The following is a 26140-nucleotide window of genomic DNA, read 5'->3' on the forward strand; positions in this document are numbered from 1 at the left end:
CGCGCGCCGCTTTACATGGAGCCGGCGGCTCCGGCCAGGCAGCTCATCACGGCCAGCACGGTGGCATGGAAACGCACGGTGAGCCACTCGCTCAGGCCGGCGCGCTCCCAGGTGCGGTCATCCACCACGTAGCAGATGACGAACATGAGGGCGAGGAAAGGCATGCCGGCAGCCGGGTGCATCAGCACGCCGAACCAGCCGGCGAAGGCGGCAAAGGCGCCCCAGATGAAGTGCAGCTTGGGCGCGTTGACGCCGGAGCGCAGGCCGATGCCCCAGTGTATGCCGCCCAGAAAGGCCACCACGATACCGCCGTAGCTGGCCAGGGCCGCCGCCACGAAGCCGTGCAGCTCGTCATGCACCAGCCACATCAGCAGGGCCATGATCACCATCGGGATGGTTCCCAGATAGGCGATGGCGCGGATGAAGGTACGGCTGTGTTCGGGAAGCATGCGGTCAGGAATCGAAACACCCCACTGGGCAAGAAGCGGGGTGGGCAGGCAGGTTTCTGGTGGTGCCGGAATCCTTTCTGTCAGCTTACAGAAAGCTGAATCCCGGGTGCTCGCTCCATTGTGAAACAAAAAAGCGACTCTGGGGGAGTCGCTGGGGTTTTCACGTGGCAAAAAGCACACTTTGGCAGCAGGAAGCGCCTGCTTATTTGCTTTCTGCCAACAGTTTCTCGATCTGTGCCGTGGGGATGGCGCCGGGCACGCGCTTGCCGTTGCTGAACACCATGGCCGGTGTGCCGGTGATGCGGTGCTTCTCGGCAAAGGCCACGTTGCGGCGCAGCGCGGCGGTGTCGCAGCTGGCAGCCGGCGGAGGCACGCGCTTGAGCATCCAGTTGGCCCAGGTGCCGGTCTTGTCCTTGGCGCACCAGATGTTGCGCGACTTGGTGACCGAGTCCTCGCCCAGGATGGGCAGCAGGAAGGTGTAGACGGTGACGTTGTTCACCTTGGCCAGGTCGGCCTCGAAGCGGTGGCAGTAGGGGCAGTTGGGATCGGCAAACACGGCCAGCTTGCGCGCACCGTTGCCGCGCGTGGTGACCAGGGCGTCCTGCAGCGGCAGGGCCTTGAAGTCGATGGCAGTGAGTTTCTGGGTGCGCTCGTGCGTCAGGTCGCGGCGTGTTTTCGTGTCCAGCAGCGAGCCGTTCAGCAGGAAGTCGCCCTTGGCATCGGTGTAGAAGATCTCGGTGCCGTCGATGCGCACCTCGTACAGCCCGGGCATGGGCGTCTTGCTCACTTCGTCGATCTTGCTGAGTTGCGGCAGGCGCGCGGCCAGGTTCTTGCGGATGGTGCTTTCCTGCGCGTCGGACTCCTTGCAGCCGAACAGGGCGAGGGCGGCAAAGGTCAGGAGTAGCGGGCGGGCGAACAGGGTCTTGGTCATGCGGTGGTTTTTCCGGATTGGGGGTCAGTCCATGGCGCGGCGTGCCACCCAGTCCTTGACCGGGCCGCTGCGCTCGAACAGGCTCATGCCGAGGTTGCGCAGCTGGCGCACGCCGGCGGCGTTGTGGGAGAACAGGCGCTGGATGCCATCCATGCCGGCAATCAGCGGGGCGGTTTCGGCCTTGCGCGCGCGCTCGTACTGGCGCAGCAGGCGCATGTCACCGGGGCTGCGCCAGTAGGGGCGGGCGCCGATGATCTGGTCCAGCAGGGCGACGTCGGCCAGGCCCAGGTTCAGGCCCTGGCCGGCCAGCGGGTGCACGCTGTGGGCGGCATCGCCCGCCAGCACCCAGTTGTGGCGCGAGACGCCGTCGGCGCCGATGCGGCTGCCGGCCCAGCGGCGCGCCAGCCCCAGCTGCAACGGCCAGGCCACGCGGCGCTGCACGCCGATCACGTTGGGGGCATCGCTGGGTTGCAGGTGGGCAGCATTTTGCAGATGGGCGGCGAAGGCGGCGTCATCCAGCGCCAGCAGGTCATCCACGCGGTTGCGGTCCACCGACCAGACGATGGCGACTTCGCGGCCCTCGGGGCCGTCCAGCGGCAGGAAGGCCAGAATTTCGCCCTCGCTGCCGGTGTGGTTGAACCACTGCCAGGCGATCTGCAGGTGCGGCGCATCGAGCGTGGCACGGGTGGCGATGGCCGTCTGGCCGTAGGGGGTGACGTCGTAGTCCACGCCGAGCTGCTGGCGGGTGCTGCTGTGCTTGCCCTCGCACACCACGGTGAGCGGAGCGGGGGCGGCATCGGCCTTGTCGGCGGTGATGATGTCGATGCCGCTCTGATACTGGCAGGCCTGCTGCAGCATGTGCTCCAGCGTGGGCACGTCGACGATCCAGGTCATGGCTTCCTGGTCCATGCGGCCGGCGTCGAACACGGTCTGGGCATGGCCGTCGCCCAGCACGCGCATCTGCAGCACCGGCGTGGCGCGCTCGGCACCGGGCCAGCACTTGAGGCCGGCCAGCAGGCGTTGCGAGCGGTGGTTCAGGGCGTAGGCGCGGATGTCCGGCTGGTTGCCGGCTGGCGCGGGAGATTCGACCAGGCCCACGCGCAGGCGGTGGCGGGCCAGCAGCAGGGCAAGGGTGCGGCCGACGATGCCGCTGCCGCGAATGCAGACGTCGTGAGAGCTATAGGCCATGGCAATGCAATCGGAGAGCCAAAAACAGCATTGTAGGCGGCTGCGCGGGAGGCAGCCCGGTGGGCTCGGGGTTGGACAGGGCGCGCCCCGATGTGTTACGCTGTTTTGTGTAAGAGGATTCCTACGACGAGTACCAACATGCACCGATGGTATCCACCAGGGTGCAGGGGTATCGTCATATTTCTGACATGTTCCCGCATTAGCTTTTCCAGTCTCGCCTGGAGTGGAACAGTCGGAGTCCCGCTGTGGGCGGGCCTGCCCGCGCGGCAGTGGCACCTGGCCGCATCTGGCGGCACGCAGAACATACATCGACCGGGACAGCGGATGCGCGCAGCACAGGCGCCAGCTCGCCGCTGCCCGAAGAGACAACACGATCCAGGAAGAGTCCGGCATGAAACACGCATTTCCATCTTCACGCATGCCTGCCAAGCGCTCGCGTGCCTCTGCCCTGCTGTCGGCGGACATGGCCGCGCTGGGCCGCCAGTTTGAACACTGCCGTACTTCCACCAGCCGCTGGATGCAGGCTGGCGAGTTGCTGCAGCGCGCCGTGGCCTATCCCGGCACCCACTTCGTGACTACGCTGCTGGTGGCGGTACTCGCGTTCGAGGCCGGCCTGTCCTGGTTCTGACCGGCGGGTGATGCGACTTGCCGGCCATCAAGGGATTTTCATTACGCGCCGTTCTGGATGGACTGACCGGGTTCCGTTCCCCGATTGAGGCACCGATCCGGGCCGAGTTGTTCGGCCCGGCACGCTTTCGCCTGCACGGCGAGCACCTGGCTGCCATCCATGATGCGCACACGCCGCACTGGCTGCGCAGCAAGCCCTTCTTTCCGCGCCTGCGCCAGAACATTGCCGATTTGCACAAGTCGCGCGAGGTGCTGGAGCAGCTTACCGCCGACGGGCGTCATCCGGGGCCGGCAGCGCAATGGCTGCTCGACAACGCCTCGGTCATCGATGCTCAGGCACTGGCCATCCGCGAGGGATTGCCGCCCAGCTTCTTCCGCAAGCTGCCGCGCCTGCGCAGCGAGCCGCTGGCTGGCCTGCCGCGCATCTATGGGGTGGTCTGGGCCTATGTGGCGCATGCCGACAGCCATCTGGACAACGATTTGCTGGAAGGCTTTCTCGGCGGCTATCTGGCCGAACGCTATCTTTCGCTGGCGGAGCTGTGGTCATTTCCGACCACGCTGCGCGTGGTGCTGCTGGAAAACCTGGCGCGGCTGGCGCTGCGCACGGCGGCACTGCAGGCGGCGCGTGATGCGGCCCACAGCTGGTTCGATGGCCCGGAGCAGCAGCGCACCATCCGCCAGCTCGACCAGCTGGAACAGCGCTTCCGCCGCCTCGGCGTGGAAGAAGCCTTTCTGTTGCAGGTGGAGCAGCGCCAGGAAGATCTCTCGTACGACTACAGCCGGCAGCTGCATGCCTGGCTCAAGGTGCGGCTGCAGGATCCGGCGGCGACCGAAGCGCGCCACCAGGCCGCCCTGACCGAGGACGAGCAGAGCATCCGCAACGCGATCACCACGCTGCGCAAGATCGACCAGGTGAACTGGCGCGAGCTGTTTGCCCGCCACAACGCCGTCATGCGCATCATGGCGACCTGCCCGCAGCACATGGCGGAGAGCCTGCCCACGCAGGACCGCACCCTGCATGCCATCGAGCGGCTTGCGCGCAAGTCGCGCCGGCCTGAGCCCGAGGTGGCGCAGACGCTGGTGGACCTGACGGCGCAGGGCGAAGGGCCGGATGACCCGCTGGTGGCACCGGCCTACTGGTGGCGCGGCGAGGGCGAACCGCAGCTGCGCAAGGCCCTCGGCCTGTCGCCGCGGCGTTTCCCGGCACGTACCAGCCCGATGCGACGGCGCTGGAACGCCTGGGCCTATCTGCTGACGGTGGTGCTGATCACGGGCTGGCTGACGCTGCGCGTGATGGACCTGGGCTACCAGGGGCCGGAGATCCATGGCTGGGTCTGGGCCGTGACGGCCTACCTGCTGCTGGCGCCGCTGGGTGAAACCGTGGTGGCGCTGGTCAACCGCCTGATCAGCGAGTCGGTGCCGCCCGCGGTGCTGCACCGCATGGCCTTGCGCCAGGGCATTCCGCAGGCGCACCAGACGCTGGTGGTGATTCCCAGCATGCTGACCAGCGAGAAGGGCACACGCGAACTGCTGATCCAGCTCGAGCAGCACCACCTGGCCAACCCCGAAACGCATGCGCAGTTTGCCCTGCTGTCCGATTTTGCCGATGCCGCAACGCAGGTGGTGGAGGGCGATGATGCTGCGCTGGCCTTTGCCCACGCCGGTGTCACCGAGCTGAACCAGCGCTATCCGGTGGAACCGGGGAGGCCGCTGCGCTTTCTGGTGCTGCATCGCACGCGCGAGTGGAGCGATACACAGCAGTGCTACATTGGATGGGAGCGCAAGCGCGGCAAGCTGGAACAGCTGGTGCAGGCGCTGGCCGAATCCGCCGAGACGCTGCCGGCCCCGTTCATCGATCTGGGCGAACTCTCGCGCGTGGCGCCGGGCGTGCGCCACCTCGTCACACTGGACAGCGATACCGACATGCCGCCGGGCCGCCTGCGCGAGCTGGTGGCGATTGCCGCGCATCCGCTGAACCAGCCGCGCATCGAGCCGGGCACGCGCTTCATCAGCCGCGGTTACGGCATCCTGCAGCCGCGCATTGCCACGCCGATGCCGACGACCGAAGCCGGCACCTGGTTCCACAGTCTCTTTGCCGGCCGGCTCGGGGTGGATCCGTACAGCGCGGCCAGTTCCGAGATCTACCAGGACGTGTTCGGGCAGGGCACCTTCACCGGCAAGGGCCTGCTCAACGTGCAGGCCACGCACACGGTGCTGGGTGGCCAGCTGCCGCCGGAGCATGTGCTGAGCCATGACCTGCTTGAAGGTGCCCTGCTGCGCTGCGCCGGCGTGAGCGACGTGACCTTTGTCGAGGATGCGCCCATGCACGCCGACGTGGCCGCATCGCGCCTGCACCGCTGGACGCGCGGCGACTGGCAGTTGCTGCCGCTGATCGGCCTGCTCTGGCGCGAGCGCGTGCCGCTGATCAACTACTGGAAGGTGGCGGACAACCTGCGCCGTTCCATGGTGGCGCCGTTCTCGGCGCTGCTGCTGCTGTGGGTGGCATTCACGCAGACGTTGCCTTTCCACTGGGCCCTGATCGCTGTGCTGGCGGCCTATGGCGGCGGCCCGCTGCTCGGCGCGCTGGCCGGCCTCGCGCCACACCGCGACGACATTGCCTTGCGCCACTTCTTTGCTGAAGGCTTCAAGGATCTGGGCCGGGCGCTGGTGACGCCGCTGTGGCATCTGGCCACGTTGCTGGATCAGGCCGTGCTGTATGGCGATGCCGTGCTGCGCGCGCTGTACCGGCAGCTGGTATCGCGCCGGCTGCTGCTGGAATGGATGACGGCGGCAGCCGCGCAGGCCTCGGTGCGCACCGACCTGCCTTCGCTGCTGCGCAAGCACAAGGCCACCGTGCTGATGGCAGGCGTGCTGCTGGTGGGAGCCGTGGGCGCGCATCTGGCAGGCTGGCCGGTGAACTGGCTGGCGCTGCTGCCCTTGCTGTTGCTGTGGGCGCTGGTGCCGGTGTGGGTGGCGGTGATCAGCCGCCTGCGTCCGCGGCCGCGCCGCGAACGCATCACCCAGCAGCAGCGCAGCTACCTGTTCGAGCTGGCGCACGACACCTGGCGCTTCTATGACCGGCATGTGGGCGAGGAAGACAACTTCCTGCCGCCGGACAACGTGCAGATGCAGCCCTTCCAGATGGTGGCGCACCGCACGTCGCCGACCAACATCGGCATGTACCTGCTGGTGCTGGCCTGCGCGCGCCAGATCGGCTTCATCGGCCGTGCGGATCTGGTGACGCGGCTGCGGGCCACCCTGGCGACGCTGGAGCGCATGCCGCGCCACGCCGGCCATTTCTACAACTGGTACGACACGCGCACGCTGGCCGTGTTGCCGCCGGGCTATGTCTCGACGGTGGACAGCGGCAACTGTTCCGGCCACCTGCTGGTGGTGGCGCGTGCCTGCGAAGAGGCGGCAGCGCTGGAGGCCGAGCCGCATACCGCACTGGAATGCACGCTGGAATGGTCGGCCATGCGGCTGGAGCCGCTGCTGGCCCAGCTGCAGCCGCTGGAGTGGTTTGCTTCGGTGGCTGATCTGGTGCATGCGACTCCGCCCAGCCCAGGCGGTGCGCCGCTGGCGGCCCTGCTGGCGCGGGTGGAGGCGTCGCGCGAGCGGGCCGAGCTGACGCGGCAGAGTGCCAGCCCGACGCTGGAGCCGGCCCTGGCCCAGCTGACCGACCACCTCACCATCCTGGCTTCGCTGCTGCATGACCAGATGGCGCAGCCGTTGCAACTGCGTGCGCAGTTGCTGGACCTGGGCGCACGCTGCCGCACTCTCGCATTGGAGCCGGACTACAGCATCCTGTATGACCACGACCGCCGCCTGCTGCACATCGGCCTGCGTACCGAAACCGGCGAGCTCGATGCCAACCATTATGACCTGCTGGCCAGCGAGTCGCGCCTGACCAGTCTGGTGGCGATCGCCAAGGGCGATGTGCCGCCCGAGCACTGGGCGGCGCTGGGGCGGCCGTATTTCTTCAACGAACGCGGGCTGGGCATCAAGTCATGGTCGGGCTCGATGTTCGAATACCTGATGCCGACGCTGGTGCTGGACGAGCCGCCGGCGAGTGCCCTCGGCCATGTGACGCGCCAGGCCATTCTGGAGCAGCGTGCCGACGGCGAGGAGCTGGATACGCCCTGGGGCATCTCCGAATCGGCCATTGCCGGGCAAGACCAGACGCTGGCTTACCAGTACGGGCCGCAGGGCGTGGCAGCGCTGGCCTTGCGCCGCACGCCCACCGACGTGCGCGTGGTGGCGCCCTATGCCACGGCCATGGCCACCATGCTGTATCCGGGCGCAGCCATCGACAACCTGCGCCGCCTGCAGGAGCTGGGCATGCGCGGCGACATGGGTTTCATCGAGTCGCTGGACTACACGCCGCAGCGCCAGCTGGCCGGGCGCGTGTCCACGCCGGTACATACCTACATGGCGCACCACCAGGCGATGAGTCTGGTGGCTTTCACCGACGTGCTGTGCGACAACGCGCCGCGTCACTGGGCCATGACGGACCCCTATCTGCGTGCCGTGGCGGCCTTGCTGCATGAGGCGACACCGCGCGTGGTGCAGCCGCTGCCGCCGCCGTCCAGCCGGCCGATCTCCAGCAGCGCGGGCCCGACCTACATGGCGCAACTGGAGGAGCCGCTGCTGGCCGAACCGGCCACGCTGCAACTGCTCAGCAATGGCAGCCACGCGGTCTGGATCAACAGCCGCGGCGCCGGCGTGAGCCGCTGGCAGGGACTGGCGCTGACACGCTGGCGTGATGACCCGCTGCGTGATGCCTATGGCAGCTACCTCTATGTGGAGCGCCACGGTGACGAAAGCACGCCCGCGGTACGGCATTCGCTGACGCTGCTGCCGGCGCGCGACCCGCAGGCGCGCTACCACGCGGAACTGCTGCCCGACCGCGCCTTGCTGAAGGCGAGCTGGAAGGATCTGGAAGCGCTGACCGATGTCTGGGTCAGTGCCGAAGATGACTGCGAACTGCGCCAGGTGCGGCTGGAAAACCTGGGCGACCATGCGCTCGAGCTTACGATCAGCTTTGCCTCCGAAATCACGCTGGCAGCGCAGGCCGATGACGAGGCGCATCCGGCGTTCTCCAACCTGTTCGTGCGCACGCACTGGGACAAGGCGGACCGGGCCCTCTATCTGTGCCGCAAGCCCCGGCTGGCGGACTATCAGCCCATGTATGCAGCCGCCTTCCTGGCGCATTGCGAGGCGGATATCGTGTCTGTCGAGCCCTGCGCCGATCGCAGCCGCTGGGTGGGGCGTCACGGCTGCTCGGCGCGTGTGCATGGCGACGGCGGCTACACCTTGCTGCACGACGACCACAGCGTGCCCGAACTGCCCGGCATTGCCGTCGATACTGGACTGGATCCGGTGGCGGTGCTGCGTGTACGGCTGCGCATTCCGGCCGGGGTGCAGGCGCGTCTGGTGTTTGCCATGGCAGCCTCGCGCGATCCGGCGGCGCTGGAGCAGCTGGTGGACCGCTACCGCCAGGAAGGCCATGTGAAGCGTTCCAGCAGCATGGCCAACACCATGAGCGGCGTGCGTCTGCACGAGATCCAGCTCGATCCCGAAGCCTGGCGCGCGCTGCTGCGCGTGCAGACGCAGCTGTCGGCCCAGCACTACCGCGAACAGCATCTGGCGCAGAACGATGTGGAACGCGCGGCACGCCTGCCCTGCGACCGCCGCCTGCTCTGGCGCCACGGCATTTCGGGCGACCGCCCGCTGCTGGTGGTGTCGATCTCGGAAGAGTCCGGCCTGCCCATGGTGCAGCAACTGCGCCGCTCGCTGCGCCTGTGGTCGGCCGGTGGCCTGGGCGTGGACATGGTGGTGCTCAACGGCGAACCCGCCTCCTACCTCACGCCGGTGCAGCGCCAGTTGCAGCTGATGCGCGAGCGCCTGCTGGCGCGCAAGGACGACCGCTGGCCCGAGCATCTGCGTGCGGCCCTGTTCATCCTGCACGATAGCGACCTGTCGGACGACGAGCGCACCACGCTGTATCTGCTGGCCTCGGTGCGCCTGGCGGCGGACGGACGCACGCTGGCACAGCAGGTTCTGCGCAGCGGGCCGGCGGCGGGCGCGGCAGAGGTGCCGGCCGTTGAATCGGTACCCTGCAGGCTGCAGGTGCCGCGTCTGGGTTCGGCTGGCGGCGCTGCTCCGGCATCGCCACAGGGCCGCTTCGATCCGGCGGACGGCAGTTTCAGCTTCACGCTGGACGACGGGCATCGTCCCTCGCGCCCCTGGATCAACGTGCTGGCCAATCCGGATTTCGGCTGCCATGTGTCCGAAGTGGGCGCCGGCATGACCTGGGCCGGCAACAGCCGCATGCACCAGCTCACGCCCTGGTCGAACGATCCGCTGGGCGATCCGGCGGGCGAACGCCTGCTGCTGGAGGATATCGACGGTGGCGAAGTCTGGACGCTGGGCCAGGTCTGCCAGAGCCATGTTGTGCATGTGACGCATGGCATTGGCTTCACCCGCATGCAGCAGCAACTGCCGGGGCTGGACGTGACGCTGACCTGGTGCGTGGATCGCGACCTGCCGGTGAAGCAGTGCGTGGTGATGCTGCGCAACACCGGCGTGCAGGCGCGCCGGCTGCGGCTCGTGACGTTGGCCGAGTGGGTGCTGGGTGCCTCGCGGCGCGAGCGCATGAGCATCTACACGCACACCGAGCAGCATGTGGTGGGGCCGCATGGCGTGGGCCTGCCACCGCCGCAGACGGCGCCGGTGCTGTATGCCACGCAACTGGACCGGGCCGGCGGCTTTGGCGAGAGCACGGCCTTTCTGGCACTGATCGGGCCTGCGGGCCAGTCGCAGCAGGCCGACTGGACCTGCGACCGCCGCGAACTGTTCAACAGCGAAGGCTGCCCGGTGCTGCCCACGCGCCTCGGCCAGCGCAGCGGCCTGGGGCTGGATCCCTGCGCGGCCGTGGCCTGTGTGCTGACGGCGCAGCCGGGAGCGACCGTGTCGGCCGTTTCCATCCTGGGCCATGGCTGGAGCCTGCCGCAGGCCCGCCATCTGGCCGAGCAGGTGCGCAAGACGCCCATCGTCGAGCGTTTCGAGCAGGTGCGTGCCTTCTGGGGCGAGCTGTGCGGAGCGCGTCAGGTGAGTTCGCCCGATCCGGCGTTCGATGCGCTGGTCAACCACTGGCTGCCGTATCAGACCGTGGTGTGCCGCCTGTGGGCGCGCGCCGGTTTCTACCAGGCGGGCGGTGCCTTCGGTTTCCGCGACCAGTTGCAGGATGCGATGAGCATGGTGGGCCACGCGCCCGAGCTGCTGGCACGCCAGATCCGCCGCCATGCCGGGCGCCAGTTCTCCGAGGGCGATGTGCAGCACTGGTGGCACGAGCCCGGTGGCGCTGGGGTGCGCACGCACTTCACCGATGACCTGCTCTGGCTGCCGCTGGCGCTGGCGCTGTATGTGGAGCGCACCGGCGATCATGCCCTGCTGGATGAGCAGGTGCCATTCCTGCAGGGCTCCCAGGTGCCGCCGGAGCGCGAGGACGTGTACGAATCGCCGCATGTGAGTGGCCATGTGGACAGCCTGTACGAGCACGGCGCGCTGGCCATCGACCGCAGCCTGCGCACGGGGGCGCATGGCCTGCCGCTGATGGGAACGGGCGACTGGAACGACGGCATGAACCGCGTGGGCCATGAAGGACGGGGCGAGTCGGTGTGGCTGGCCTGGTTCCTGTGCGAGGTGGTGCGTGTGTATCTGCCGCTGGCACGGGCGCGGCGCGATGGTGGCCGCGTGGCCGCGTGGGAGCAGGCGCGCAATGGCTGGATCGATGCGCTGGAATCCGACGGCTGGGACGGCAGCTGGTACCGCCGCGCCTTCTTCGACGATGGCTCGGTGCTGGGCAGCGCCAGCAACGTGGAAGGACGCATCGACCTGATTGCCCAGGCCTGGGCGGTGCTGTCGGCAGCGGCCAATCCGGTGCGGGCGCGTACCGCCATGCAGCAGGCCGACCAGCACCTGTTCGACCACAAGCACCAGGTGATGCGCCTGCTGACGCCACCGCTGCAACATGCGCAGCCCAGTGCCGGCTACATCCAGGCCTATCCGCCCGGCGTGCGCGAGAACGCGGGGCAGTACAACCATGGCGCCGTGTGGGGCCTGATGGCCTTTGCGCGACTGGGACAGGCGGGCGCAGCGTGGCGTGCCTTCCAGGGCATCAGCCCGGCGCACCGCTGGCAGCACAACGGGCTGGGCGAAACCTATGCGCTTGAGCCCTATGTGGTGGCGGCCGACGTCTATACGGTGGAGCCCTACGCCGGCCGCGGCGGCTGGAGCTGGTACACCGGCAGCTCGGGCTGGCTGATGCGGGCCGGGCTGGAGTCGTTGTGCGGCATCGTGCTCAAGCAGGACGTGCTGCACATCGAGCCCTGCCTGCCGCCGCACTGGCAGGAAACCAGCGTAACTGTACATCGCGACGGCCGCAGCTGGCGCGTGGTGCTGTGCCAGGGCGAGCACGCGCTGCAGACGGCGCTGGCGCGCGAAGGGCAGGCACGGGCGCATCCGGCCGGCACGCCGGTGCTGCTGGAGGAGTTCCCGGCCAGCGGGGTGCTGGTGGTGGATGCCTCGCCCGGAGAATGGCGGCCGAAGGTAGAATGAAGGGTTGTAGCAATCCCTGTCTGTGCCTGCCGCGCGTGCCACGCAAGCGCGCGTTGCGACAGGGTTTTGTCTGATTTCCGGCTGTTGACGGCCGGAGCCTGCCCCTACTTTTCTGCCTTCCTGACGCGCGCCTGCGGCAGGGGCTGCTTTTCCAAGGAATTTCCATGAGCCTCAAATGCGGCATCGTGGGCCTGCCCAACGTGGGCAAGTCCACCCTGTTCAACGCCCTGACCAAGGCCGGCATCGCTGCCGAAAACTATCCGTTCTGCACCATCGAGCCCAACACCGGCGTGGTGGAAGTGCCCGATCCGCGCCTCAAGCAGCTGGCCGAGATCATCAAGCCCGAGCGCGTGGTGCCGGCGATAGTGGAGTTTGTGGACATTGCCGGCCTGGTGGCTGGTGCCAGCAAGGGCGAAGGCCTGGGCAACCAGTTCCTGGCGCACATCCGCGAGACCGATGCCATTGTCAACGTGGTGCGCTGCTTCGAGGATCCGAACGTGATCCACGTGGCGGGCAAGGTCGATCCGATCTCTGACATCGAGGTGATCCAGACCGAGCTGTGCCTGGCCGACCTGGGCACGGTGGAGAAGGCGCAGGTGCGCTACGGCAAGGCAGCCAAGAGCGGCAACGACAAGGAAGCGATTGCCATGGTGAAGGTGCTGGAAAAGGTGCAGGCCGGCCTGCTGGAGGGCAAGCCCGCGCGCATCCTGGACCTGAACGACCAGGAAAAGGCGCTGCTCAAGCCGCTGTGCCTGATCACAGGCAAGCCCGCCATGTTTGTGGGCAACGTGGCCGAGGACGGCTTCGAGAGCAACCCGCTGCTGGACCGTCTGAAGGAATTTGCCAAGGCGCACGGCGATGCGCCGGTGGTGGCCATCTGCGCCAAGATCGAGTCCGAACTCTCCGAGATGAGCGACGAGGACCGCGACATGATGCTGGAGGAAATGGGCCTGCACGAACCCGGCCTGAACCGCCTGATCCGCGCCGGCTTCAGCCTGCTGGGCCTGCAGACCTATTTCACCGCTGGGGTGAAGGAAGTGCGCGCCTGGACCATCCACGTGGGCGACACCGCGCCGCAGGCAGCGGGTGTGATCCACGGCGACTTCGAGCGCGGCTTCATCCGCGCGCAGACCATCGCGTTTGACGACTTCATCCAGTACAAGGGCGAGCAGGGTGCCAAGGAAGCGGGCAAGATGCGCGCGGAAGGCAAGGAGTACATCGTCAAGGATGGGGATGTGATGAACTTCTTGTTCAACGTCTGACGAATTTCGCTGGATCTCGGTGGAGCTCAGTAGCGCTTGGTGGACAGGTTGCTCCATTTGAAATCAATGGGTTGCGTAAACAATACGGTCTACTGAGCGTTCCTATTGTTCATCGAAGTTCGGAAAATTCGGGGGTAGCGTTGGGGGTACTCGTGTTCAACCGTGGGGGTACATCTCCCCGCAGTGGAGTCCAACGATGCCCGAAAACCTACTCACCGACCTCAAGGTCAGGTCGGCCAAATCGACTGATCGAGACTGGAAACTTTCAGACGGCGGGGGCTTGTTCCTGCTGGTCAAGCCTACCGGCGGCAAGCTCTGGCGGTGAAAGTACCGCCTGCAAGGCAAGGAGAACCTCTTTGCCATTGGCGGCTTTCCTCAAGTAAGCCTTGCGGAGGCGCGTGCTGCCCGTGAGAAGGCTCGCGCCTTGGTCAAGCAAGGCATCCATCCTGCCCATGAGCGGCAGCAGGTCAAGCAGCGCAACCTCGAAGCGCTGGAAGAACGTAAGCGCGCTCGTGAAAGCTCGTTTGCCAAGGTGGCGCAGGCGTACCTGGCCGAGATCAAGCCTGTCTTTGCGCTCAGTTCCTACCGCACGAAAGAGTCCCGCATCAGGAAGTACCTGTCGCCCAAGTTCGATGGAATGCCGATGAGCGACATTGGCGTGAAGCAGATTCGCCCACTGCTGGAGGAGTGCAAAGCTCATGGCGCGTGGGCGGCGATTCACGTCAAAGGCGATCTTTCGGCCATCTTCGAGTTCGCGGTGGTGCGGGGTTTGGTCGAGGCCAATCCGATCCCCAGTCTGCGCGGGCTGCTGCGCGTGCCGTTCAGCGAGAGCAAGGCGGCGATGACGCGAGAGCAAATCCAGAAGTTCTATCAGAAGTTGCGTGGCTACCGGGGCTATCCGGAAACTTCGCTGTGCCTGCGGCTGATTGCGCTGACCGCCTGCCGTCCAGGGGAAGCGGCGGATGCCGAGTGGGATGAGTTCGACTTTGAGGATGCGCTGTGGCGTCGGCCTGCGGCGAAGATGAAAGCGCGGCGCGACCATGTCAGCCCGTTGTCAACGCAGGCCATAGCGGTGCTGAAAGATTTGCAGCACATCACGAGTGGCGGACGCTATCTGTTCCCGCACAGGAGCGGAAAAGGCTTCACCACGCCCAATCGGCTCACCTACGCCATGCGCGACATGAACCTGGGCCGAGGTACGACGCCGCATTGCTGGCGGACGACCTTTTCGACCTGGGCCAATGAGAACGGATACCGGCCCGATGCGATTGAGCGGCAGCTTGCCCATGTGGAAAGCAACAAGGTTCGGGCGACGTACAACAAGGCGCTGTTGCTGGATCAGAGAAGGACGCTGTTGCAGGACTGGGCGGACTATCTGAGCGCTGCGGAGGGCAGCGGCACGGTATAGGGAATAGTTGGCTGGGTGTCGCAGAAGGAGTGGACAGGGGTGGCCTTTTCCTTTTCTGGATAGGGCCGTTGTCCCTTGAGAGCCGTTCCCTTGCCATTTGCCTTTGCCCCAAGGCTGGGCGCCAGGAATGGGGTAAACAATGAATTAAATAGGGTAATTTTGACATTGATCCCTTTTTTTGAAACTCATCTCACTGATTTCCTTACTGGACGGCCATGCCAGTCCCTCACGACCGGTCCAACTCAGGAAATGGGGTAGTCAAACATCAGAAATGAGGCATTTTTAGAGACATTGCCCCATTTAAAGGCTATGATTACCCCATTTAGATAGCCTGGGCTTACATTTTCATGCACTCGCTCACACTCGAGTACCTTGCCGCGCTTCGCTTCGATGGCACCCAGGCCGCCACGTTGCGCACACTGGGCGAGTATCAGGGCAAGCAGCAGCTCTACGCTGCACAGTCGCCCGAAGCCCTCAAGGGCCTGCGCCAGATCGCGGTGGTGGAGTCCACCGAGTCGTCCAACCGGCTGGAAGGTGTTGTCGTCGCGCCTTCGCGGCTGAAGTCCCTGGTCATCCGCAACGCAACGCCAAAGAGCCGTTCCGAACAGGAGATCGCCGGCTACCGTGACGCCCTGGCACTGATCCACGAGTCTGCCGCACACATGCCTTTCAGCGAGGGTGTTGTGCTGCAATTACATACCCTGCTGTATCGCTACATGCCGCAGGCCGGCGGACGCTGGAAAGCCACCAACAACGACATCATCGAACGCCATCCGGACGGCTCGTCACGGCTGCGTTTCCAGCCGGTGGCTTCGCATCTAACGCCGATGGCCATGGCCGATCTGACAGGGCGCTACGCCACCGCGCTGGATCAGCACCTGGCCGACCCCCTCGTACTGGTGCCGCTGGCGATGCTCGACTTCCTGTGCATTCACCCCTTCCCGGACGGCAACGGCCGCATGTCCCGCTTGCTGACCTTGCTGCTGCTCTACCACTTCGACTATGCCGTGGGCCGCTACATCAGCCTGGAACGCATCTTCGAGGACACCAAGGAAGGCTATTACGAAACGCTGGAAGCCAGCTCGCAGGGATGGCACCAGGGGCAGCACGACGTCAAACCCTGGCTCGACTACTTCTGGGGTGCCTTGCTACGGGCCTACCGCGAGTTCGAGGAGCGTGTCGGAACTATCGAGCGAGGCCGTGGCAGCAAGGGCGACCGGGTACGCGCAGACGTCTTGGGTCGCAGTCTGCCGTTTTCGATTTCCGAGGTTGAAGAAGCCTGCCCAGGCGTGAGCCGGGATATGGTGCGGTTGGTGCTGCGGGCGATGAAGTCAGAGGGATTGATAGAGTCAACAGGCAAAGGACGAGGGGCGAAATGGATGAAAAAAGGTTAAGGGAGTGGTGATGGAGCTGATCGACAACATCATCCGCTTGCTGGGCAACCTCCAGCAAATCATCCAGCCATGGACACGGCTAAAGATCGCGGCTGCGTGCTTTGAATCGCCTCGAAAAAACATCAATAAGGGACTTAAAAAGTGAGTGACCAGTTCTTCGCCCAACCCATTCTGAATTCGCCGTATGATTATCCGGCCAGGCATTGGGAACTGGACGCCAGCGGTCAACCGACCCAGAAAATCGTCTCCAGCCGTCGCCGCGCCGACTTCATCACACCGATTCCCAAACCGCGCAAGAAGAAAGGTGAATACGAGCAGGCGGGTCTATTGTTTGATGAAGGTAAGGGCCTGTCCACTGCTAAGCAGGCTTATGACCACACCGCCATCATCAATGCGGTCCGGCAGGAAGTGGACGCCTGGCGTAATCTGCCCCCGTCGCAGTGGCGCGTCACCCCCGAAACAGCCCGTCTACTGGAACATTGGCGCAACCACAAGTTCGCTGGTGTGCGTCCGTTCTTCTGCCAGGTCGAAGCGGCCGAGACTGCCATCTGGTTGACCGAGGTCGCCCCGCAGCTTGGCAAGAACGGCGAGCGCTTCCTCGATCACTTGGATAAGGCTAGCAACGATGCCAATCCTGGCCTGCTGCGTTTGGCGCTGAAGCTGGCCACCGGGGCAGGCAAGACCACGGTCATGGCCATGCTCATCGCATGGCAGACGGTCAATGCCGTGCGCCATCCGCAGAGCAAGAAATTCACCCGAGGCTTTCTGCTGGTCGCCCCTGGTCTGACCATCAAGGATCGTCTGCGCGTGCTGCTGCCCAATGATGCGGACAGCTACTACGCCAGCCGAGAGATCGTGCCTCGCGACATGTTGGCGGATCTGGACAAGGCCAAGATCGTCATCACCAACTACCACGCCTTCAAACTGCGCGAGCGCATGGAGTTGTCCAAGGGAGGCCGTCGCTTGCTGCAAGGCCGTATCGGCAGCGAGCTGGACACGCTGGAAACTGAGGGCCAGATGCTCCAGCGAGTCATGCCGGAATTGATGGGGCTGAAGAACATTCTCGCCATCAACGACGAGGCGCACCATTGCTATCGAGAGAAGCCCGCTTCCGACGACGACTTCATCGACGACAAGGGTAACCCCCTGACCGGCGATGACCTCAAGGCGGCCAAGGAACACGGCAAGGACGAGAACGAAGCCGCGCGCCTGTGGATTTCCGGTTTGGAGGCCGTCAACCGCAAACTGGGCTTGCAACAGGTGATCGACCTGTCGGCCACGCCATTCTTCCTGGCCGGATCCGGCTATGTGGAAGGTACGCTGTTCCCCTGGACGATGAGCGACTTCTCGCTGATGGACGCCATCGAGTGCGGCATCGTCAAATTGCCGCGCGTGCCGGTGGCCGACAACATCCCTGGCGCGGAAATGCCCATCTACCGCGAGCTCTGGAAGCACATCGGCAAAAAGATGCCGAAGAAGGGGCGGGGCAAGAACGCCCAGCTCGATCCGCTGGCTATCCCGGTGGAATTGCAGACCGCGTTGGAAGCCCTGTACGGCCACTATCGCAAAACCTACGAGGCTTGGAAACAGGCCGGCATCAACGTGCCTCCGTGCTTCATCGTAGTGTGCAACAACACCGCTACTTCCAAACTGGTGTTCGATTACATCTCAGGTTTCGAGCGCACCAACGACGACGACTCCATCACGCGCGTGCCGGGGCGGCTGGAACTGTTCCGCAACTTCGATGAGCATGGTGAGCCCCTGGCGCGCCCGAACACTTTGTTGATCGACAGCGAGCAGCTCGAATCCGGCGAGGCGCTGGACGACAATTTCCGAGGCATGGCTGCCGACGAGATCGAACGCTTCAAGCGCGAGATCATCGAGCGCACCGGCGACCGCCGCCAGGCTGAGAACCTGAGTGACAGCGAACTTCTGCGCGAAGTGATGAACACCGTTGGCAAGCAGGGCCGCCTGGGTGAGCAAATCCGTTGCGTCGTGTCGGTGTCCATGCTCACCGAAGGCTGGGATACCAACACCGTCACCCACATCCTCGGCGTGCGTGCGTTCGGCACCCAACTGCTGTGCGAACAGGTGATTGGTCGAGCCCTGCGTCGCCAATCCTATGAGTTGAACGAGCAGGGCCTGTTCGACGTTGAGTACGCTGACGTATTCGGCATTCCCTTTGACTTCACAGCCAAGCCTGTCGTTGTCACGCCGCCCAAGCCCCGCGAAACAGTCACAGTCAAGGCACTCCGCCCGGAGCGCGACCATCTGGAAATCCGGTTTCCGCGCGTGCAGGGCTATCGTGTCGAGTTGCCAGAAGAACAACTCGAAGCCGGATTCAATGACGATCACCACCTCAGCCTGACGCCTGATATGGTCGGTGCGACCAAGACCCACAACGCCGGCATCATCGGCGAGGCGGTGGAGCTGGACATCAAGCATTTGGGAGACGTGCGCCAGTCCACCCTGCTGATGGAGCTGACCAAGCACCTGCTGTTCCAGCATTGGCGCGATCAAGGCCAGGATGCACCGATTGCCTTGTTCGGTCAGCTCAAACGCATCGTGCGCCAGTGGCTGGACGAATGCCTGGAATGCAAGGGCGGTACCTACCCGGCGCAGTTGATGTACCGCGAACTGGCGGACATGGCCTGCCAGCGCATCACCAAGGGCATTACCGCGAAGGAACTGGAGAAAGGCCGGCAGGTCAAGGCCATCCTCGACCCATTCAACCCGACCGGAAGCACCGCGCACGTGCGCTTCAACACCTCTCGCCCGGGCAGCGAACGCTGGGAAACCCGCGGCGTGGACAACCAGCCAAAGAACCACGTCAACTGGGTCATCTTGGACAGCGGTTGGGAAGGCGAATTCTGCCGCGTCGCCGAGTCGCACCCTAAGGTGCTGGCCTATACCAAGAACCATAACCTCGGCCTGGAAGTGCCCTACCGCTTCGGCTCGGCCAACCGCATCTACATCCCGGACTTCATCGTGCAAGTGGACGACGGTGGCGGCAAGGACGATCCGTTGAACCTGATCGTCGAGATCAAGGGCTACCGGCGCGAAGACGCCAAGGAGAAAAAGTCCACCATGGACACCTACTGGATTCCCGGCGTGAATCACCTCGGCACGCATGGCCGCTGGGCCTTCGTCGAGTTTGGTGACGTGTACGAAATGCAGGATGACTTCGCTAAAGAGGTCGAGGCGAAGTTCAACCAAATGATTGAAGCGGCTGTGCCCGCGCCGGGAAACAAGGAACACTGAAATGGCAACCAAGAAAAACCAGACGCCCGGCAAGAGCATCGAGCAGATCACCCATACCGAGGCCAAACGCAAGAACATCCCGACCGTCGAGCACCAGTCAGTGATGCAGCAGCATGAGCAGGCGCCAGTGAAGGTGGCCTACCCGCGCGCCAACCGGCAATGGCTGGAGGAACTGTGCGCTCTGCATGACACGGGCAAGGCATCCTCGGAGTTCCAGCAGCGGCTCAACCGCGACCTAGACCCGCAACTGATCTGGCGGGGCAAGGACCAGCAGGATTGGAGCGATCTGGTGGTCAATGCGCCGCCGCTCTACATCCAGGAAAAGGTCAAGCCCAAGGCGCTGATCGACGACCTGCGCCGCCAGACCGAGGAGCGCCGCGAGGCCGTCGCTCCACAGCAGGATACGCTGGACCTGTTCAGCGACTTCAACGGCCTGCCCGAGGGCGCCGATCGCACCGAGTTCTACCAGCACGAAGGCCACTGGCAGAACCGCTTCATCCTGGGCGATTCCTTGCAGGTGATGGCCAGCCTGGCCGAGCGCGAAGGGCTGCGCGGCAAGGTGCAGTGCATCTATTTCGATCCGCCCTACGGCATCAGATTCAACAGCAACTTCCAGTGGTCCACCACCAGCCGTGACGTGAAGGACGGCAGTGCCGAGCACATCACCCGAGAGCCGGAGCAGGTGAAGGCGTTCCGCGATACCTGGCGCGACGGAATTCATTCGTACCTGACCTATCTGCGCGACCGGCTGATGGTGGCGCGGGATTTGTTGACCGAATCCGGGTCGCTCTTCGTGCAGATTGGCGAGGAAAACGTCCATCGCGTCCGGACCGTATTGGATGAAGTTTTTGGCGATGCGAACTTCGTCAGCCAAATCAATTTCAAGACAACGGGCGGTGCGGGTTCACCGACTGGCGGAACCGAAACGCTCGCGTCAGTAAACAATTTCATTCTTTGGTATGCGAAGAATGGTGCTGCAATCAAGTATCGGCAGCCGTATCGCTCCAAACGAGATTTGGGCGGTGGCGCTGCTGCATATAACAAACTCGATTTCTTCGACAAAGCAGACCGCAGGTCAGCAACAGAAGAAGAACGGGGGCGCATTCCGGCTGATGCGCGACTTTACTGCGTAGATAACTTGACGAGCCAAAGCTCAGGCGGGCCGCAGTTTTTTGACGTTCCGTTCCGGGGAAGAGTTATTCCCGTTGGCAAAAGCGGCTGGAAAACAACCGTGACAGGAATGACAAGGTTGAGGCAGTCCCAACGCCTTGAGCTTGCAGGTCAAACTCTGCGTTACGTTCGCTATGTTGACGACTTTCCGGTTTATCCCTTGAACAACTCTTGGGACGACACGGTAACGGCGGGTTTCGCTTCGGATAAGTTGTACGTCGTGCAAACGAATCCGAAGGTCATCGAACGCTGCATCTTGATGGCCACCGACCCTGGCGACCTCGTCCTCGACCCCACCTGCGGCTCCGGCACCACCGCCTACGTCGCCGAGCAATGGGGCCGCCGCTGGATCACCGTCGACACCAGCCGCGTCGCGCTGGCGCTGGCCCGCGCCCGCATCATGGGCGCGCGCTACCCGTACTACCTGCTGGCCGATTCCCGCGAAGGCCAGTTGAAGGAAGCCGAGATCACCCGCAGTGCGCCGTCCAGCCAGTCCACCTGGGGCAACATCGCCCACGGCTTCGTCTATGAGCGCGTGCCACATATCACCCTCAAATCCATTGCCAACAACTCCGAAATCGACGTCATCTGGGACAAATTCCAGACCGTGCTGGAGCCGCTGCGCGAAGCGCTGAACAAGGCACTCGGCAAACAGTGGCAGGAATGGGAGATTCCGCGTGAAGCGGAAGCCAAGTGGGACGATGCCGCGAAAAAACTGCATGCGGACTGGTGGCAGCAACGCATCACCCGCCAAAAGGAAATTGACGCCTCCATCGCCGCCAAGGCCGAGTTCGAGTACCTCTACGACAAACCCTACGAAGACAAGAAGAAAGTGCGCGTAGCCGGCCCCTTCACCGTGGAATCGCTCAGCCCGCACCGAGTGCTGGGCGTGGACGAGGAAGACGAGCTGATCGACCAGGTGGCCGAAACCCAGGCCGAATACGGCCAGGACTTCGCCAGCCTGATCCTGGCCAACCTGCGCACCGCCGGTGTGCAGCAGGCGCACAAAGCCGACAAGATCGAATTCACCTCACTGGAACCGTGGCCGGGCGAACTGGTCTGCGCCGAAGGTCGCTATCTGGAAAACGGACAGGTGAAGCGTGCCGGCATCTTGGTTGGGCCGGAATTCGGCACCGTCACCCGCGCTGATTTGGTCGATGCCGCCCGTGAAGCCGGCGATGCCAACTTCGACGTGCTGATCGCCTGCGCCTTCAACTACGACGCGCCGGCCAGCGAATTTAGCAAGCTCGGCCGCATCCACGTGCTCAAGGCTCGCATGAACGCTGACCTGCACATGGCCGAAGACCTGAAGAACACCGGCAAGGGCAACCTGTTCGTGATCTTCGGCGAGCCGGATGTGGACGTGCTGGACACCCAGGGCCGCAGCATCCGCCGCTACGACGGCAAGCGCGACATCATCGACGTGCCTGCCGACGGGCAACTGGTGGTCAGGATCAACGGCGTGGACGTGTTCCACCCCAGCACCGGCGAAGTGCGTAGCGACGGCGCAGACGGCATTGCCTGCTGGTTCCTGGACACCGACTACAACGAAGAATCCTTCTTCGTCCGCCATGCCTACTTCCTCGGCGCGAACGATCCGTACAAGGCGTTGAAGACAACCCTCAAATCTGAGGTTGACCCCGACGCTTGGGCGACACTCAATTCCGATACCTCCCGCCCTTTCCCGAAACCGAGCAACGGCCGGTTTGCGGTGAAGGTCATCAATCACCTCGGGGATGAGGTGATGAAGGTTTTCAGGGTAAGCTAGGGGAGCGAGGACATATGAAGATCGACTTCTCCCAACCCAGATTTACTGGCGCACGTTTTGACGAGCACACCCTGCCCGTCGATGTGGCCCGTGACCTTGCTGCTTATGAACGCTTGATTGTCGAGCTAGCCAAGCACCTATATCTATTAGAGCACCCGGAAAGGCAGCGAGTGCCCAAGGGATTTGAGGCTGGTTTCCGTTTGGACATCGAACGCATTGATGCGGGTAGCGCCAAGCCGATGCTAGCGCTAGTCATGGCCGGCGCGCTAGCCCTGCAAGGTGGCGAAAAGGATTACTTCGAGCGTGCCCGTGACTTGGTGGCAGAGTGCATCGCCGCGCCGATTGTGGCATTGCCGGAAGCGTTTCCGAAGGAGTTGTTGGGCCACTTCAATCAGTTCGGTCGTTCCTTGCGTGCCGATGAGGCTTTGGAGTTACCGGTTCAAGGGGATGGGAATCCGGCCCGGCTGACACAAGAAAAGCGCAAGCAACTGGTGTTGGCCGCTGACCAGGTCTATGAGCGAGAAATTTCGCTTAACGGCTACATCGAAGAGGTAGATTTCGCCAAATCCTCATTTCGTCTGAAACCGGCAGACAATAGTCCAGCCGTTGTTATTCCCATGCCAGATTCGTTTCACAACATGGCTCGCGCCTATGGCGGTCGCCAGCGCCATCAGATTAGCGTGGTGGGCGTAGGTGCCTATGACTCTTACGAACGCCTGCAAAAAGTAATATCCATCGAGTCGCTGGAAGTCACCAAAAACTACGCCATCTCGGCGCGGTTGGACGAAATCTCCCAGCTCGAAAATGGATGGTTCGAGGGTGGTGGGCTGGCGCCCAATGCCGACAGGCTGTCTCCTGTCTCTGAGAAATTGATCGCTGATTACCCGGAAAAATTACCCATACCCCTGATTGTTTCTAAGCAAGATGGCAATCTTTTGCTCGAATGGAAAGTCGAAGGCGACCCATCGCTTGACATTGATTTGACCAATTTGCAAGCCAGTTACCATGCGTTTGGAGCCGATGAGGAGGACGTGGAGAGAGACTTCAACCTTGATGCTGCTGGCTGGCAGTCTCTGTTCGCGTTCTTGAATGAAAATATCAAGGTGCAACAGGCATGAACGATCAGATTTTGCTGCTGCGCCAGGTACATCCGAATTTCTTTCCCGATGGCGAGGTTTCCAGCCAAGCTTTCTTTCCTTTCCCGAAGGATGACGGAAAACTGTCCGTTTACGATGGCGATCAGACTACTGCGGAGGCATCGCATCAGCACTACACAGTGGAGCTCGGTTTGGAATCCGTTGGTGTGTGGGCTGTCAGTGGCGCGGAGACCGTATCGGTTGGTTTGACGCACCAGCCCGATCCCGTCCCCGGGAACCCAGCGCACGCGATCATTAATTTCGGCGCGTTCACCGAAAAGGAATGCCGGAAGTTGGCGAAGAAGCTGAAGAAGTTCGCGGTGGATCGCGGTAGTCAGTATCGCGCAGCGTAATTGCCATCGTTGAGAGGAACTGATGGAATTCCGCATCGCCGACACGTTTACCACCAGCCTGGCCCGCCTGACCGGCGATGAGCAAAAGGCCGCCAAGACCACCGCCTTCGACTTGCAGATGGACCCAGCCGGCAAGGGCATGAGCTTCCACAAGCTCGACCGCGCCAAGGATCCGAACTTCTGGTCGGTGCGCGTCAGCCGCGACATTCGCCTGATCGTCCACAAGACTGCCGGCAGCCTGCTGCTGTGCTACGTCGATCACCACGACAAGGCCTATCAATGGGCCGAGCGGCGCAAGCTGGAAGTGCACCCGACCACCGGCGCAGCGCAGCTTGTCGAGGTTCGCGAGCGTGTCGAGGAGATCCTCGTTCCGAAGTATGTCGAGGACAGCAGGCCGGCGACGCAACAGAAGCCGAAACTGTTCGCAAAGTATGCCGACGCCCAACTGCTGGCCTATGGCGTGCCGCAGGATTGGCTGGCCGACGTGAAGGCTGCCGATGAGGATTCTCTGCTGGAACTGGCCGACCACCTGCCCGGTGAGGCGGCCGAAGCCTTGCTCGAACTGGCGACCGGCGGCACGCCGACGTTGCCGGAAGTGGCAGGCAAGGGGGCGGACCCATTCCTGCACCCGGACGCGCAACGCCGCTTCCGCGTCATGTCCGATATGGACGAGTTGGCCCGCGCCCTGGAATACCCGTGGGACAAGTGGACGGTGTTCCTCCATCCGGCACAGCGTCAACTGGTCGAGCGCCATTACAACGGTGCGGCGCGTGTGTCTGGCTCGGCGGGCACTGGCAAGACTGTGGTTGCCTTGCACCGGGCCGTGCATCTGGCGCACCAGGACGAAGATGCGCGCGTTTTGCTTTCCACGTTTTCGGACACGCTGGCCAATGCCTTGCGCGGCAATCTGTATCGGTTGATCTGGAACACGCCTAGGCTCGGCGAACGTATCGACGTGGCCGCCATGGATGCTCTTGGCATCCGCTTGTATGCGGCGGAATTCGGTAAACCGGTATTCGCCAGCCGTGATGAAATTTCCACACTACTGAAGGCTGCCGCCACGCAGGTCGATGGCCTGAAGGCCAGCGCTGCATTTTTGCTGTCCGAATGGGAAGATGTGGTGGACACTTGGCAAGTGGAAAGCTGGGAGGCTTACCGCGATGCCAAGCGGCTGGGTCGCAAGACACGTCTGTCGGAGGCGCAGCGCGCCTTGTATTGGCAGGTGTTCGCCAAGGTGAAGGCGCAATTGAAGCAGGCCGGCAAGATCACTGCGGCAGAGATGTTCGCCAAGCTGGCTGAGGCCATGCCCAAGCGCAAGCATCCAGTATTCGATTACATCGTGGTGGACGAGGCGCAGGACATCGGCGTGCAGCAATTGCGCTTCCTGGCGGCGATTGCCGGCAACCGCGCCAATGCCCTGTTCTTTGCCGGCGATCTGGGCCAGCGCATCTTCCAGACGCCGTTCTCGTGGAAATCTCTTGGTGTGGATGTGCGTGGCCGTTCGCGCACGCTCAATATCAACTATCGCACCTCGCACCAGATTCGCTCGCAGGCCGACCGGCTTCTCGGTCCCGAGGTCTCCGATGTGGACGGAAATGTCGAAAGCCGCAAAGGCACGATTTCTGTATTCAATGGGCCAGAGCCGACCATCTGTAGCTATGCCGATGCCGAGGCGGAAAGCCAGGCCGTCGGCGTATGGTTGCAGCAATGCAATACCAGCGGTGTGCTGCCGCAGGAAATCGGGGTCTTCGTCCGATCCGACAGCGAATTGTCACGCGCGCAGACGGCAGTCAAGGCCGCAGGTTTGCAGGGGCGCGTGCTCGGCAAGGACATGGCAACGGAAGAGGGCTTCGTCAGTATCACCACCATGCACTTGGCCAAGGGCATGGAATTCCGCGTGGTTGCGGTCATGGCCTGCGATGATGAAATCATCCCTTCACAGGTGCGCATCGACACTGCTGCTGACGAGGCCGAACTGACCGAAATCTATAACACCGAACGCCAGTTGCTGTACGTGGCTTGCACCCGTGCCCGCGACCAACTGCATGTGTCAGCAGTGAAACCTGAGTCGGAATTTCTGGAGGACTTACTGCAGAAGTAGCCCCACGCGTCTTGGATGAGTCTGGTGGTGGCAGCGTGCCTTGGCTGTATCGCCCCAGGTACTTGCGCAGCGTGCGACTTAGCTTCCCAGATAGACCGCTGTCACCTTCACCCGCTCGTGCCCAAGTTCATGACTGATCTGCTGCCGGGCGTGTCGGTCGGCCAGGCGCTGTGATAGGTCGAGTTGAGCCGTGCCCGGTCCACCTGCTGCCGGCGACTTCCACCCCGTCAATGTTTCATATCAAGACCGTTGCATAACCCCCCGGAAGCCCAACAAACCATGTTCCAATGACAAGACCGTTGCATAACCCCCCGGAAGCCCAACAAACCATGTTCCAATGACAGCAGGAGGATGATCGCGATGGACAGTTTCTTCTTGATGGGTGCCAAGCCGCTGGTGCAGGACAGTCCCAGCATGAAGCTGCACGAGTTGCTGGACTGGCATTCCATCGCCGGCCACCTCAAGGGACTGTA

Annotated in this window: 14 protein-coding genes and 3 pseudogenes; 13 read left to right on the plus strand and 4 right to left on the minus strand. The window is 63.6% G+C overall.

Annotation, left to right across the window (positions count from 1 at the left end; translation table 11 throughout):
* Positions 1–11 precede the first annotated feature (11 nt).
* From BMW28_RS10155 to BMW28_RS10165, 3 genes are all read right to left on the minus strand, one after another.
* Entirely contained in the window at positions 12–449 is a 438-nt protein-coding gene (locus BMW28_RS10155) for a DUF3429 domain-containing protein (RefSeq protein WP_091817446.1), read from the minus strand.
* Between the two features lie 202 nt (positions 450–651).
* Positions 652–1380 carry a DsbC family protein gene (locus tag BMW28_RS10160; RefSeq protein WP_091817449.1) on the minus strand — a complete coding sequence of 243 codons (729 nt, stop codon included), beginning with the start codon at positions 1378–1380 and terminating at the stop codon, positions 652–654.
* 24 nt (positions 1381–1404) lie between these two features.
* Positions 1405–2568, minus strand: a complete 1164-nt coding sequence (locus BMW28_RS10165) for an FAD-dependent monooxygenase (protein WP_091817452.1) — start codon at positions 2566–2568, stop codon at positions 1405–1407.
* Positions 2569–2959: 391 nt separating this feature from the next.
* Between BMW28_RS10165 and BMW28_RS10170 the strand changes: the two genes are divergently transcribed.
* From BMW28_RS10170 to BMW28_RS10220, 12 genes and pseudogenes are all read left to right on the plus strand, one after another.
* Complete coding sequence (locus BMW28_RS10170) at positions 2960–3196, plus strand: hypothetical protein (protein WP_143280586.1); 237 nt, start codon at positions 2960–2962, stop codon at positions 3194–3196.
* Between the two features lie 17 nt (positions 3197–3213).
* Positions 3214–11814 carry a GH36-type glycosyl hydrolase domain-containing protein gene (locus BMW28_RS10175; protein ID WP_143280587.1) on the plus strand — a complete coding sequence of 2867 codons (8601 nt, stop codon included), beginning with the start codon at positions 3214–3216 and terminating at the stop codon, positions 11812–11814.
* Positions 11815–11978: 164 nt separating this feature from the next.
* Positions 11979–13076: a redox-regulated ATPase YchF gene (gene ychF, locus BMW28_RS10180; protein WP_091817462.1), complete on the plus strand. Its 1098-nt coding sequence runs from the start codon at positions 11979–11981 to the stop codon at positions 13074–13076.
* 196 nt (positions 13077–13272) lie between these two features.
* Positions 13273–13530, plus strand: a pseudogene (locus BMW28_RS13270) (Arm DNA-binding domain-containing protein); the annotation flags it as partial.
* A gap of 78 nt (positions 13531–13608) precedes the next feature.
* Entirely contained in the window at positions 13609–14484 is an 876-nt protein-coding gene (locus tag BMW28_RS13275) for a tyrosine-type recombinase/integrase (protein ID WP_407640951.1), read from the plus strand.
* Between the two features lie 347 nt (positions 14485–14831).
* Positions 14832–15878, plus strand: coding sequence for a Fic family protein (locus BMW28_RS10190; protein WP_091817465.1), 1047 nt, complete (start codon positions 14832–14834; stop codon positions 15876–15878).
* A 10-nt stretch (positions 15879–15888) separates the two neighbouring features.
* On the plus strand, positions 15889–16023 hold the full coding sequence (locus tag BMW28_RS13235) for a hypothetical protein (protein WP_268751087.1): 135 nt from the start codon (positions 15889–15891) through the stop codon (positions 16021–16023).
* Positions 16020–19139, plus strand: coding sequence for a BPTD_3080 family restriction endonuclease (locus BMW28_RS10200; RefSeq protein WP_091817467.1), 3120 nt, complete (start codon positions 16020–16022; stop codon positions 19137–19139). The genes BMW28_RS13235 and BMW28_RS10200 overlap by 4 nt, the downstream gene beginning before the upstream one ends.
* A 1-nt stretch (position 19140) precedes the next feature.
* The gene (locus BMW28_RS10205; RefSeq protein ID WP_091817470.1) at positions 19141–22077 is read left to right on the plus strand and encodes a DNA methyltransferase; all 2937 of its coding nucleotides are present in this window, start codon (positions 19141–19143) and stop codon (positions 22075–22077) included.
* A 14-nt stretch (positions 22078–22091) separates the two neighbouring features.
* Positions 22092–23195: a hypothetical protein gene (locus tag BMW28_RS10210; protein ID WP_091817474.1), complete on the plus strand. Its 1104-nt coding sequence runs from the start codon at positions 22092–22094 to the stop codon at positions 23193–23195.
* Entirely contained in the window at positions 23192–23566 is a 375-nt protein-coding gene (locus BMW28_RS10215; protein ID WP_091817477.1) for a hypothetical protein, read from the plus strand. Before BMW28_RS10210 ends, BMW28_RS10215 begins: the two co-directional genes overlap by 4 nt.
* 22 nt (positions 23567–23588) lie before the next feature.
* A complete protein-coding gene (locus tag BMW28_RS10220; RefSeq protein ID WP_091817480.1) occupies positions 23589–25667 on the plus strand; it encodes a UvrD-helicase domain-containing protein in 2079 nt (692 codons plus the stop codon).
* A gap of 78 nt (positions 25668–25745) precedes the next feature.
* On the opposite strand, the pseudogene BMW28_RS13280 reads toward BMW28_RS10220, so the two are convergent.
* Positions 25746–25907 (minus strand): annotated as a pseudogene (locus BMW28_RS13280) (integrase domain-containing protein); the annotation flags it as partial.
* 120 nt (positions 25908–26027) lie between these two features.
* Between BMW28_RS13280 and BMW28_RS13300 the strand changes: the two are divergent.
* Positions 26028–26140 (plus strand): annotated as a pseudogene (locus BMW28_RS13300) (IS5 family transposase); the annotation flags it as partial.

Origin of the sequence: Allobrachymonas denitrificans DSM 15123 (genome assembly GCF_900110225.1) — a bacterium.
GTDB classification, from domain to species: Bacteria; Pseudomonadota; Gammaproteobacteria; order Burkholderiales; family Burkholderiaceae_C; genus Brachymonas; species Brachymonas denitrificans.

What these genes read in the sequence shown, in the direction of transcription:
- BMW28_RS10155 (WP_091817446.1), bottom strand. Translation starts at nt 449, where the DNA reads ATGCTTCCCGAACACAGCCGTACCTTCATCCGCGCCATCGCCTATCTG.
- BMW28_RS10160 (WP_091817449.1), bottom strand. Translation starts at nt 1,380, where the DNA reads ATGACCAAGACCCTGTTCGCCCGCCCGCTACTCCTGACCTTTGCCGCC.
- BMW28_RS10165 (WP_091817452.1), bottom strand. Translation starts at nt 2,568, where the DNA reads ATGGCCTATAGCTCTCACGACGTCTGCATTCGCGGCAGCGGCATCGTC.
- BMW28_RS10170 (WP_143280586.1), top strand. Translation starts at nt 2,960, where the DNA reads ATGAAACACGCATTTCCATCTTCACGCATGCCTGCCAAGCGCTCGCGT.
- ychF (WP_091817462.1), top strand. Translation starts at nt 11,979, where the DNA reads ATGAGCCTCAAATGCGGCATCGTGGGCCTGCCCAACGTGGGCAAGTCC.
- BMW28_RS10190 (WP_091817465.1), top strand. Translation starts at nt 14,832, where the DNA reads ATGCACTCGCTCACACTCGAGTACCTTGCCGCGCTTCGCTTCGATGGC.
- BMW28_RS13235 (WP_268751087.1), top strand. Translation starts at nt 15,889, where the DNA reads ATGGAGCTGATCGACAACATCATCCGCTTGCTGGGCAACCTCCAGCAA.
- BMW28_RS10205 (WP_091817470.1), top strand. Translation starts at nt 19,141, where the DNA reads ATGGCAACCAAGAAAAACCAGACGCCCGGCAAGAGCATCGAGCAGATC.
- BMW28_RS10210 (WP_091817474.1), top strand. Translation starts at nt 22,092, where the DNA reads ATGAAGATCGACTTCTCCCAACCCAGATTTACTGGCGCACGTTTTGAC.
- BMW28_RS10215 (WP_091817477.1), top strand. Translation starts at nt 23,192, where the DNA reads ATGAACGATCAGATTTTGCTGCTGCGCCAGGTACATCCGAATTTCTTT.
- BMW28_RS10220 (WP_091817480.1), top strand. Translation starts at nt 23,589, where the DNA reads ATGGAATTCCGCATCGCCGACACGTTTACCACCAGCCTGGCCCGCCTG.